This window comes from Candidatus Hodgkinia cicadicola (assembly GCF_002774925.1).
The window spans coordinates 1-13,840 of record NZ_CM008774.1 but is presented as its reverse complement, the minus strand read 5'-3'; the positions used below and the strand labels follow the sequence as shown (position 1 = coordinate 13,840).

5 protein-coding genes are annotated in these 13,840 nt (G+C 30.6%); 1 reads left to right on the top strand and 4 read right to left on the bottom strand.

Features of this window, described 5'->3' with window-relative positions; all coding sequences use genetic code 4:
* Window positions 1-1,086: 1,086 nt before the first annotated feature.
* A complete protein-coding gene (locus MAGTDC_RS04145; RefSeq protein WP_192572924.1) occupies window positions 1,087-1,272 on the bottom strand; it encodes a hypothetical protein in 186 nt (61 codons plus the stop codon).
* 79 nt (window positions 1,273-1,351) lie between these two features.
* Between MAGTDC_RS04145 and MAGTDC_RS05795 the strand changes: the two genes are divergently transcribed.
* A complete protein-coding gene (locus MAGTDC_RS05795; protein ID WP_192572923.1) occupies window positions 1,352-2,038 on the top strand; it encodes a cobalamin biosynthesis protein in 687 nt (228 codons plus the stop codon).
* Between the two features lie 3,718 nt (window positions 2,039-5,756).
* Here MAGTDC_RS05795 and MAGTDC_RS00525 read toward each other — a convergent pair.
* The 3 genes from MAGTDC_RS00525 to MAGTDC_RS05190 all read right to left on the bottom strand — a co-directional run bounded on the left by MAGTDC_RS00525 (window position 5,757) and on the right by MAGTDC_RS05190 (window position 13,818).
* On the bottom strand, window positions 5,757-9,731 hold the full coding sequence (locus MAGTDC_RS00525; RefSeq protein ID WP_146656577.1) for a hypothetical protein: 3,975 nt from the start codon (window positions 9,729-9,731) through the stop codon (window positions 5,757-5,759).
* A 44-nt stretch (window positions 9,732-9,775) separates the two neighbouring features.
* On the bottom strand, window positions 9,776-13,444 hold the full coding sequence (locus MAGTDC_RS00520) for a DNA-directed RNA polymerase subunit beta (protein WP_146656576.1): 3,669 nt from the start codon (window positions 13,442-13,444) through the stop codon (window positions 9,776-9,778).
* Window positions 13,445-13,683: 239 nt separating this feature from the next.
* Window positions 13,684-13,818, bottom strand: coding sequence for a hypothetical protein (locus MAGTDC_RS05190; RefSeq protein ID WP_278046853.1), 135 nt, complete (start codon window positions 13,816-13,818; stop codon window positions 13,684-13,686).
* Window positions 13,819-13,840 lie beyond the last annotated feature (22 nt).

Here is a 13,840-nt window from a genome sequence, read left to right as displayed (position 1 = left end):
GTTGTATCCGAACAAATATGAATAGTTATCCACCAGATTAGAGTTTATAGGTAAAGAATCAGTTGTCTTTCCAACATGGAGAACAATTACAAAGTTTAAGTATAGGTTGTTACCATGAGTTTTAAAAGATCAATAGTAATTAGATGTTAGACGATTACACTGCTTACAAACTAGAGATCAAGTTCATGTTCATTAAATTATTAGGAACAAACAAAGAAACCATGAAATGTAGAACAATAAACCAAACACAAGTGTCAGAATTCAACAACAAGTAATGCCCGTTTGGTAGACAGATTGGTACTCTCCAAGAGAATTCAATCCCCATAATGATAGATGTCACATCGTTGTTAATGTATCCGAATTAAGTTTTAACCAAGAACCAAATCAGTTAATTAGATTACTAACAAACTGCCGTATTGAAATATCCTTGGGTGTTGTAAAACTAACAAGATTGTTATGATGTTTTCATAAGTTAGAATAAGCTCCTATCTATTGTTTCTGTTAAGAGTTTATTATCATGAACCAAATTAAGTATAATGTTAAACATCTGTTGGTCAAAGCATCAAAATATGTACATCAAACAAGTGTAAGAAATCTGATAGATTATTAACTCCTAAGAAGAACACCGAAACCTTTGGTTCATCATGTCAATAAAATGTACTTAACATTAAACCAACACAAGTACTATACTGCTAACAACGTTGTCGAAACAAAATCATGACTCAAATTACGAGATAACCAGATTTATAATTGGATCAAAGTTTATGAGTCTTATTATTAACAGATTTTCTAACCAAAACTTATCAACATCCATTTGTCTATTAGATTTATAATATCTATTCAAAACCAATACATTACAACCCGTTCGAAGTACACATTGGATAAACATCCTCCATTCTAACCGACCGTTGGTTTCGATTATTGAATGAGTCTTAAAAATACTCTCTCTCGTACAAATCAACATTGGTCCAACTTTAAAACAACTACTTCGATGATAACTCATTGAATAAATTATCGTTACTAAAGAATAATCTAAACAGTTTTGATTCGGTATCCAAGTTCTAAGTGTTAGTACATTTTTATGAATTATTCAACTGTTAATACTATTCCATCGATAACAACGTTTGTATGGCATAACGTGGTAATGTGATTCTGACAAGTTGTTAACACTCCAATTATTCGGACATCTCAAATCATTCACTGATTACTCAAGAAGCCATCAATTACAACAAAATGATATGGTAATCCAACGTTGTTAATAATCCACATCATTGGATGATATCTAGGATTTAGTCTCCATAATTGATTTAACTGTATACAATTTGGTTGAATATTAGAATTAATCACAGCAATGACACTGCTCTCTCATAAGAAGGTATTTACTCATGTAACTAACACTTTAGATCAGCTATACAGTACTGATTTAGAACTATGCAGATATAAGCTTTCATCGATTACTGACAAAACGGTCAAACATCTTGACGAACATGGTATATGCACCTCTTTGTTGTCATCATTGACAGAGAATTACAATAACAGGATATTACTACCACTAGTTTATTACCTAATCATAGGTCTTCCTGGTTTAATTATCTTCAAAACATCAGATTTAACTGACTCAACGTTTGGTGGTTTTAAACCTTCTAATAATTCTCTATCTCTAAATACATGAAGAACAAACAACATCATGGCATCATGTCCATGTTTTACACTAATCTTTATATCAAATTTAATAAGATCAGTCAAGAATAATAATTTCAATGTGTTTGGTCTATTAAACTTACAGAAATGAAGTGTACACCTTTTGATTGTAAAACTTATATCATGATTCAATACCAAAATCAAAGCAGATAACACCAACAAAGTGTCTCATATAATTCCCAAACGATTAAACAACGACCACTTATCAAATGCTATTGATGTTGTTAAACTTAAAACATTGCTGTGTATATTTGTAACGATATTAATGGTAACTACAATAATAATAAAAGGAACATGTCTTAGATATTTAGATCAAGATTGGTATAAGTTTAATTAATCTAAAACAAAACACATAATAAAGGATCAATACACTAAAACATAACAGGATTCAACAACGTTCATGTATCGATTTATGTTGTTGTTAATATGTTAACTTTTATGTGTACCAAAATTGTTATTCTATAACCAATCAGCCAGTATATTATATAAATTCCTACTACATCTAATCTTTAAACCTAATCAAAATCAAGGACTCAAACTAAACCTTCCATATTCAGTAAACTCATTCTAAATCCATCTAAACATCCATACATTCATTCCAATTTTATACTAAAAGCAACAACTAACAACAAACAACCAAACGTTGTACCGACAACTTCTATAACGATTTCAATCTATAACTTACTGCCAATAACATTATAACTTATTATAAGCTTTATTGGTAATACCGAAGATCTTGAATTAACCGAAGTAACAATTGATACTATAATTTGTTAGATCTGTTATAAACCGTCAACCCGATAAGATCTTTTGATTACTTTCCTTTAAATTAAACACTATTCTGTGTTAGCATCACGTATCAAACAGATACACATAACATTATGAACTTAACATATCTTATACGAATAAATGATACCACCAAGAATCATAGTGTTAACACAATTATTAGCCACAATAAATCCAATTATACTTAAATTGAACCATCATACTTACTGATCAAAAACCCTACAAATGTTATAAACTTAACAAACACAACCAACCTTTAATCTAATATCATACTCTCTCAAGATTATCGATCAAACATTTCAAGTATTTAAACCTATCAAAGCTTATACCATTTCGAGATCAAATATATCGTCTTGTTCTAATTAATCAATCATGGTCTAATCCATGTAAACATATAATCTCTTATCAAGACCAACATGGATATGGTATAGATTTATCTCTATATCCCTTACAACAATCTGTCATATGTTATTAACAAATCAGACTTCTGATAACCAAGGTTGTTAATATTCAACGAATAGTTACATCTGCAATTAGTTAATAATAAGTAACATTAAACACAGACTATATAAGCAATAGAGTTAACAACAATTTTAGCTTAAACTTACCAGGACTTGTCTAAATCTAACAACATTTATCCAACTTAATAAGTCAAATTAGTATAACTCTTACAACATCAGGTTATTACTTCTTAAAATGAATACTGATAATAATCTGACTCAATAATATTAGCTTTCATAATTGTTAATTAATCCCGACCTCTTCAACAATTCATTTCATGTATAAATTCGATAAGTATTATTAACTCGGTTGTTATAATTCTAAAACCAACAAGAAACAGTTATCGATATAAATTATCGTTAAAACAATCCAATTAAATAAGGTTATCCAAGATGTTAACGAACACATTAGAATCTTTGGGACCAACGTTGTAACAGCTGAATTAACTCATCAAAATCATTCAAATTATTACCAAATCATTGTCAATCCATAAAACCATTCAACAACCAATAGTCTCGATTCAATTATCAACAAACTAACAAGTTCGATAACTAATAAGTTACATAATAAACTTCAACATAATATCAATCCCATTACCGAACATAATTCAACGTTAACACATAAAACTCTAATTGGTTTAACCTGTTGTTTCTGTCAACGAATAATAATTTAGTTAACAAATTTCATTATCGAACCCAACCAAACGAAACTAAACCAACACAAAACTTCAACACCTCTATGTCCATGTTAAGTGAACAATTTAAATCAACAGTGTTATAAACTACGAATTATTGGTACAACGGATGTTTGGATTAGTGTTATTAGTTTAAATTTATAGGATAGATTATCAACACTAATATTGATGTTCATGAGCCTATTAATTAGTGTTAAATATGTCAATGGAAATCAAGAATCTGTACTAATTAATCTAAATATCTAATAAATCTAATGACAACAACACTCTGATTAAATTAACATCGTAAAACCATAAACACAACGTTATAATAATTGCGGTACTAATATAAATGTCTGATTTAATAACCTTTTCTTGTATATAACAGATCTAAATAGACTGATTTAATCCTCTGATTAGAACAACTCATTCACTAAACATAATCGTTTTAATTAGAACAACAAATATCAACCTGATCCAGGATGGATAATCAACAAGCCAACGATTGATACAAATTCCACTAACAAACTAACTTATTACCGTAAATTATATCTCATTTGATGAATATATCTCTCCAAACTCGTATCACTACTCGTACTATCACCATCTTGTTGTTCCTTTTAATCACTTAATTAAGGTTTAATCTATGTAATTCTTAACCCAACATGATAACACCTGATTATTCAACAGATGGTTTAATCTCCATAATCATTTCAACACTAAAGCACTTATCAAAGCTGACTTCGTTGCAACACCAACACAGATAACATTCTTCATGATTAATGTGGTTAATACCTATCAAAATAGAGTCTTTGGTTTAATTCATTAACTAATTATAACTCCAATGAATTCAGAAGTTGAATCAACATTTAGTTATTACATCGGTCGTTCTAATCTAGACAATTATCTCATTGAAATGGATCAACATTGGTTCGTTCAATTCACATCATGTCATATTGATTGTAATTTATACCTTGAAACAATTCAGACCTTAATCATCAATTTGATTAATCCATACTACTCAAACTTCTGTTCCAATATTGACATTCTTGTTTAAACCAACATTAAAAGCATAAACTTCAACAACCACAACGTCCAAACACCTCAATGTTCCCTAACAAACCAAACACATTAACAACAGATCTTAATCCCATTAGTAATCTAATATCTATAACCTATCCAAACAAAGTGATGAACGTTTGTTACTGCTTTATCTGGATTTAGTTACTATCTGGATGCAACAGATCAAACCAATTGTTTGATATTTCCACTTGAATTGACAGAATATTTTAACTCCAATAGCATTTACCACCAATTATTTCATGAACAATTACAACCTTTGGTTAACTCAATTACTGCCCTAACAAGTATTCGTTCCCTATTCCAATATCCCATAATCAAGTTAATCACACCATATTAAAACATGGTTTACTAAGTTGATCAATTAACTTTGTACTTCCGATCATCTGGAACAACTCAGTACTATCTTAGATAACTAACATCGATATATTTGAAATATGCAAACGACCAGAACAAGTTCACTGAATAAGTAATACCAAAGAGTATCTTTTAAGTTAACTTCATTCCGTCATACTTAATTGCCACTCTTCTTAAGATATTGAATAACGAAACCGAATTGATAGAATGTTGTTTGCTTATAAAGTATACTATCTGTTAAACTAATCTAACATGATTGGTATACTCTAAACGTATTTGGACTCAAACAACCCATAAACACATCTTACTTCGAACGTTTGTACTAATCAAACATCCGATTAAACTCCAAGACAATCAGTTTAACTACTTTTAATGTATTAACCTAAACAACAACATCAATTCTTACTCCCTATAAAACACCCATAATTGCACTAATACCATTAACATCTACTTCTACATCTGTTCATTAATCAATTATCACTGAAACTGGTTTAATAACTACATCTACCTTGTTCTAATGTTAATAATTTCAATTAGATTTGTTCATGTTATACAATTGGTGTTAATTACTATTCACATTAAACTAATTCCATACTGTTAACAAATATCTTAGATAAAATGTGTCCTTTTATAAACTACATAATATTATTGACATTGATTAACATCTCTTTAAATATCCTAAACCAATAAATGGCAACATACCAAACATTGTTCGATCTTTAATACCTGTTAGTTCGAATTCTGAACCATTTATAATGGCATTGACTATGGCTTTTGTTGATCCTTGATAAGACATTGATGATAATGGTGAAATCTGATGCTTGGTACACAACTTTGATATACCAACTACTTGTCTAGAATATTCAATCTTTTCTTGTCTAAACGTTTGACAAACTCGATTAATACAATCGATAACTCATCATTTATTACTAGAATATTTAGTAAGGTTGAAACAATTGTCGTTCCATATTACTGCAGTCGATGTCATTAGCTTTAACATAACTTCTATATGTTTTGAGTTAACATTTATTCCATATTGTTCATAAATCTGTTGAACACTTTTAATAAAATACTTAACAAAACAATGAAACCCATGATTAATAGCATAATCTGAAAGATCTACTTCTCCGTGTAATAACATCTCCATAGTATTGACATATTTGTCGACTTTTGTGTTCAAATGTTGGTCGTATAAATGGTATACTATCGGAAACTTACACCTTGAGCTTGGGTCAATTACATATGAACTAAAACCTTTTGTATTACCTATCTTTAACATACCAGAACATGGTGAAACAATAGCAACGTCCGAATCCCATTCAGAGTTATCAAACAACTGTTCCAACTTATATAATCCCCCACTTTTGTTTGGAACTGTGTCTTGGTAATCTTCTATAATTTTAAACATAATACAATCAAATATTTTGACATCACAATTGTTCTGAATAATAACATGTGATAAAACGTTGTTCTTTATTAGATATGCCAAGTTTATGTTGGTTACTTTAAGTATAATTTTAGCAATGAACTTATCCGTGTAACCTCATTTTTCAGTTGGTGATAGATCACCACGTCTTGATCTCCTATGGAGGTTAACGTTGTGACACAGATTATCATAATACGATTTACCATTAGCTAAACTAATATACGATTCGTTTTGAACACAACAAAGTCATAAGACTTTTCCTACTCCAACAAAATCGTTGTTATTAAAGAATAACCTGGATCCAATTGGGACAGCAACCTTCCAAACAAGTTTTGCTTGTTGATATATTACAACCAAACACTTATTATTCACGACAATTAAATCTCCTTGATATGAATAAGTACATGCAAGGTTTAGTACTTTAATCTGTCCGCAACACGGTGCTTTAGCATAACATTGGTAACTTTTTGGAGATGTTTTAAAGTTACTGATTTCTAATCCATGAAAGGATCTTAATGTTAATTGAGTTCCGGGTTCACCAATTGATTGAGCAGCCAAAACCCCAACAGAATCACCTAAATTTACCAACTTCCTTGTACCAATATTCAATCCATAACATTTCCTACATATACCGGAGTTTGCTTGACACATTAACGGCGAACGAACATGAACTTTATACTTACAAACCTTTATCAAATCAAATATTACTTCCCTAGTCAATACAACATTTGAATCAGCTACTACAACGTTGTTAACAGTTACATCATTAAGTAAGAATCGGCCAATAAGTCAACTACTAGTGTTGTCATAATCATCTAATGATAAGTCTATCTCTAAACCTAATTTTGTTCTACAATCAATTTCATCTATAATGCATTCCCGTGATGCTTCTACTAACTTTCTCATAAAATAACCGGATTTAGATGTTTTAATTACTGAGTCTATTAATCCTTTTCTTGAACTATAACTAAGTACAAACATTTCAATTGATGAAAGACCCTCTGTGTACGAATGAAGTATTGGTATCTTGCTTAGTTCATCGTTGAAACAAATGATCCTTCCTCTTAGACCTGTTAGTTGTTGTAATTGACTTAATGTTCCTCTTGCTCCTGAAGCCATCATTATTCTAATTGATGAAGAGTTGCTAGGATGTATATCTGAATCATTCAGATCAATGTTCTTGTTAATTTCATCAGCAACATTTGACCATAATTTACAAAAGACAGGACGTTGTAATTTACAAGGAATAATCTGTTTGTAGTTGATCATCTCTCTTACTTTGTTCCGAACAGATTTCAAGCTGTTTTGTTTGTGTTTAGAAATTAGTAAGTCAGATAGACCTAATGATAGTCCAGATTGTGTTGCATATTTGAATCCTAATCTCATTAGTGCTTCACAGAACCTTACCGTCTTTCGTCGGTCACAGTTTATGTTCACTTCTTGTATCAAATCTATAATTAGCTCTTTCGTTAGTTCCGGATGATAAGCATCATATCGAAAACAACATTCAGATGGTACTATATCAGTAATCAAAATCCTACCCGGTGTTGTTACAACCTCTATCAGCTTGTTGTTAACAGTTATAGTGTACATAATCTTAGTATGAACAGTAATTAAATTCAAATCAATAGTCTTCTTAAGAAGAGGTAACGATCCAAACTTTAAGCATTCTTTATCATTATTAACTAAAGATAAGTAATACAATCCCATTATCATTTCCTTAGTTGGGGTTATAACAACGTTGCCATTGGCTGGGTGTAGTATGTTCTTAGAGGATAACATGTATTTCATTGCTTCAAGTTTGGCTTCACTGGTTAACGGAACATGTATTGCCATTTGATCACCATCGAAGTCAGCATTGTAACCTGCACAGACCAAAGGATGTACTTTAATTACTCTATCACTGTTTAATTTAACCATAAAGACCAACATACTAAGTTTATGAAGGGTTGGAGCTCTGTTCAAAATAATAGGATAATAGTTTGTAACTTCATTTAAGATTTGATTAGTTATGATTGGGTTGTTTTCTAGTGTACTTTCTATTGAATTGTTTGCTTTGGTTCCAAGTTTCAACATTGCTTTTAGATAGATGATTGGTTTAAACAGATCGAATGCCATGGTTCGTGGTATACTACACTCATCAAGTTTTAAGTTCGGACCTGGAACAATTACTGTTCGTCCAGAATAATCTACACGTTTACCTAATAGAGTCTGTCGGAATCTACCATTCTTACCCTTTAACATTTCTGAAATAGATTTTAGTGCTTCGTTGTTATATGACGGATGGTTATCTAAATCACTTGAATTATCATATAACATATCTACTGCTTTTTGTAACTTCTTAATGTTTTGTATTAATTCGTTAGTAGCCAATTGTCAACCGAATTTAAAGAGATTATAACAACATCTTAAATCATTGTTAGCGGTTATTACTTGACTATAAAGTTCGTTTAAATCAGAAGACGGTACCTTTTCATCATCATCTGCTACTATTGGTCTTAAACTAGCAGGTAAAACAGGTAGGACTTTTAATACAAGCCAAGTTGGATCAACGTTCTTATTCAAGAAGCCATCGATAATCTTCATTCTTTCGCTTAGTTCATTTGAAGTAGTTACAGAATCAACTCTTTCATACTTTCGTTGGATATCTTGTTTGAGTTTGTTGAGATTTGTTTTCGATAGTAAGTAGTTTATAGCCGATCCTCCTGAAACAACCTTGTCATAATCTCTTTGTTGTCCTAGATCGTTGTAAACAGATGAATTAATTATCTTTCCATCATATAAATCATCAGATATTCGTTTGTTTATTACATGTAAATCACAATTTATTAGACTTTTAATCACTGAACCAGATAATCCAAGTAGAACTTCTAATACTTCTGTATTAGTTTTATGAAATCAAGTATGAACAATAGGTTTTGATAGTTCTATATGACCAAATCTTTGTTTAGCTTTTCTTCAGTTAATATTAAAGTCCGTTCCACAATTAGAACAACACTTGTTTGAGTTTATCATGGGTTTGTTACACAAACATTCGTTCTTGTTAATTGGACCGAATATCTTTGGACAAAACAAACCATCTTTTGTTGGTTTACCTGTTCTATCATCGAAGAGTATACTGTTTACAACTTCCCCATACGATCATGATAATATTGTTTGATCTGAAGCAATCGCTAACCTAATGGATTTGTTCGTTTGTCTATTCATCAAATCCAATATTAGTACAGTATTAGTTTCATTTGATACATTAGTTATGTTATCTTAAATTCAATACAGAGAGAACACAATTCTTTGATTAGAATGAATAGTGTTTCACCACAAGATATTTTAAATCCTGAATGTTTCTCAGTTATACTAGCACTTAGTGTCTTTCTGGCTTTTAAATCATCACATTTAGCAGTTAACATCTCTTGAATAATAAACGCAGCACCATAGCTTTGCAATGCCCATACTTCCATCTCACCTAACCTCTGTCCTCCTTTGTTCATCTTACCCTTTGTTGGTTGTTGAGTGATGGTTGAATAAGGTCCTGTAGATCTGGCATAGATCTTATCATCTACCATGTGGTTTAACTTATAAACATACATAATTCCGACTGTAGTCTTTCTATCAAACTTTAGACCTGTTATCCCATCGTATAATTGACACTGATATTTGTTGTGCCTTAAATCAACACGTGATTCTAAGAACTTAATATCTTTCTCAATTTCCATATCTTGGACATTTGTTTTAACACCATTGGATAACTCAGATATCAGTTCCAATATTGTTTTGTTATCGATTGATTTAAAGTCAACATTTGGATGTATTTCTGATAGCTTTGATTTAACAATATCGATTATTCCTTGTTTGTTGTTTGATATGTTGTATATTTGAAGTAATTTCTTAAATTCTAATCCCATCTTATAACTTATTAATCCCAGATGAGATTCCAGTATCTGTCCAACATTCATTCTTGAAGGTATGCTTAATGGATTGAAGATTACATCTATAACGGTTCCATCAGCCATGAATGGCATATCCTCCTTCGGAACTATCTTCGATATCACACCTTTGTTGCCATGTCTACCACATATCTTATCGCCTACCTTTATCGATCTTTTAGTTAAAAGTTTTATTACTATCCTATCTAGATTGGGTTGATCGTACGTGTTACATTTCGAAGACAAGTATAAATTCAACGATTCAAAGCAACGTTCGTATAAAGCTGTGAATTTTAGTATATATGATTTGTATACTAATTGTAAGTTATTTGAAAGTTCAACATCGATGCTATTGAATTCGAAGATGCCATAACTTTGATGTCTACTTTTTAAGATTATCGTTTTAGTTCCAGATAAATGTCAGATGTGTTTAATATACTTCTTACTTAATAGTTCTAGTTTCGTAATAACATCATTTATAATGCCATCCAATTCATCTCTTTCTGGTCGTTGAACATCTATAACAGTTGCACTTTGTATATCGTTTTGTAGTCTTATTGATGAATCTTTGTATACCAGAGAGTATCGATTTGTGGAGTTAACATCATTGTTTGGTTTAGTAGTGAATTTGATTTTACCTACTATTACATCATTAGCATGAAGTTTACAACCTGTTTTAACAATACCATTGTTTTGTAGATGTATTAGATGTTTTGTTGGTATTGTTTTGATATTATTAGTTAAGACTTCGTCTTTCCTTAATTCAATATCTAATTGTATTACATGAAGAGATTGAAATGTTCCTTTTGATACAATTTCAGATGAAATTAATACAGAATCTTCGAAGTTATAACCTTTCCAACACATAAATGCTACTAATAAGTTTGTACCTAAGCTTAACTCTCCGTGGTAATGTGATTGACATTCAGCGATAAGTTCACCTTTTGAAACTAATTGTGATGGTAGTACTATTGGTCTAATTCTTATATATATGTTCTGATTATTATGTTCGTTTGATGGTAGTTTGTAAACGAAGTAACGGTTAGTAGAGGTGGTATAGATAATGATTTTTGTTGAATCAACTTTAGTAACTATTCCATTAGATTTAGAGATGATGTTGTTATGACAGTTTTCAGTAACTAATCTTTCTGTACCTGTTCCTATTAATGGAGATTGAGGAGTTAATAATGGAATTGCTTGCTTCTCCATGTTTACTGCCATGAGACATCGGGTTGGATCGTTGTGTTTAAGGAAGGGGATTAAATTCGTTGAAGGAGAAAAGAATTGTATATCTGAACAATAACATATTTCGGCTTCGGTTAGTTTAGTTAATGAGATTTTGTTGTTTCTCTCACATGTAATTCTATCTCCGAATTGTTTACTTCCTGGTATTATGGTTGTATAATTTAACCTTTCAAGATAGCTTAGATATATTATTTGATTACTAATCAGACCATTATGAACCTTATAGTATGCTGTTAATATGTTTCCATTTACATCTATGCTTGAATAAGTAGTCAAAGTAAACATTAATCCTATGTTATGACCTTCTGGTGATTCGATTGGACATATTCCTCCTTGATGCCAACGTTGTACATCTCGTTGTGTTAAGGATAAAGTTTGGGTGTTTGGATCTCCGTTCATACATGTTAATCTTTGTTCATGAGAGATTTCACATAAGCTATTAGTTTGTTCGACAGTTTGGTTGAATGATGACTTGTTTAATGCGGTGTATATCTTTGTTTGTAGTGCTTTTCATATTGAAATAGATGTTTCTTTCATGAGATTATTAATTATAGTATCAGGATTGTTTAAGCAGAGTAATTTATCTATATCTTGGCATATGAACTTTATTATTGTATCTCCGATACTTCAAACTGTTAATACGTCTACATCTTCTGGTAGGATAAACTTATTGTTGTTCACTTGATTCTTTCATATCATTAATCAATCTTGCTTTGTTATGTGGTCTGGATTATAAGCATGTTTTATATGTGTTAAATTGTTTACTCTTTGTCTATCAGATGATGTTAATCACAACTCCTTAAGTTCATCTTCTAAGATGTTTATGTCGTTTGTAACACTAGGTTGAAGTTTAGTATCACATGTTAATTTGTCTATTAGTTCAAAGTCAGCTGAGATATATGCTATACTTGTTTGATGTAAGGCTAACCAATTATTTAGAGTTAATGACTCACATGAAGTAGTGGGGTTTGTGTCTTGGTGTTTTTCTAGATTTCTTAATAGGATTACTTCAACATTTTGATAGATTTCATTAAACTTTTTGATTGGTCTGTTCGATCTTCGTTTACCATATCACTTTGTGTTGTTTTGATTTTGAATGTAGTTGAATTTCCATCATCTTCTATTAACAAAGGATACTGTTTTGGTGTTTAATAATGATTTTCATAAATGTTGGTGTTTAGTTCTAAGTTTTAATAGAGTTATTAAGAACAGTTCATGATAATCATCACATGAGATGGTACATTGGTTATTAGTTGTGATTTCTATATGTCCGTTGTTAGAGGTATTGAACAGTATTTTGTTGTCTCTTTCGTTTATGTTGTAATAGATTGAGGTTGATTTTATTAATTTGGAGATTATTACTTTCTGTTCTTCTTCTGAGTATGGTTTGAATTTGGTGTTTAGTTTGGGTAAAATTAACTTCGGAAGATTGAAAACAAGACAGTGACTAACATATGGAATTTTGTTGAATGTTTCGTATTTAATATTATTGAACTTGAAATATATGTAAAAGTCTGTGTTGAATGACTTATTGGTAATAGAGGTTAATTCTAAACTTCTGTTCTCATTTTGATATGGAAATTGGTTTGTTAAGAGTAGTTTAAGTTTTGATATGTTTATTCCATGGTTGTTTTTGATACCTATTAGGTTATAATAATATGTTAATTTCTGAGGGTTACAAAGGAATAGTTTGTTTGGTGGATTTTTGTTAGAATTGTTTATTTTAAGTCTGTTATATCATGCAGAAGACATTATGTTATCTTGGTTAATTGAGTAATTGGTTTATATTAAGTTGTTCTTTAGTATGGATTTGTTGAAATCGAGTTGTATGGGATGGTTTGTTTTATTAATATTGATTGTGGATGTTTTGGTGTTTGTTTTATTCGATGATTTATTTATATGATGATTTAACATTCAAGCTTCAGTTATAACCGTTGTTAATATAAACCTTAATACCTAACATGTTAGCAGTTCTCCAAACACAAGTAAACTTATTCCCACATTCAATTCAGAATTTCAATTCAATCAACAAACAACATTGAACCTCTTGGTTGACTTCGTTCACAACGAATAGGTATTAGTAGTAGAAAATCATAAGCACAGAGAAATCTATCAACACTAAACATGTTTACAATCGATTGGATTGGG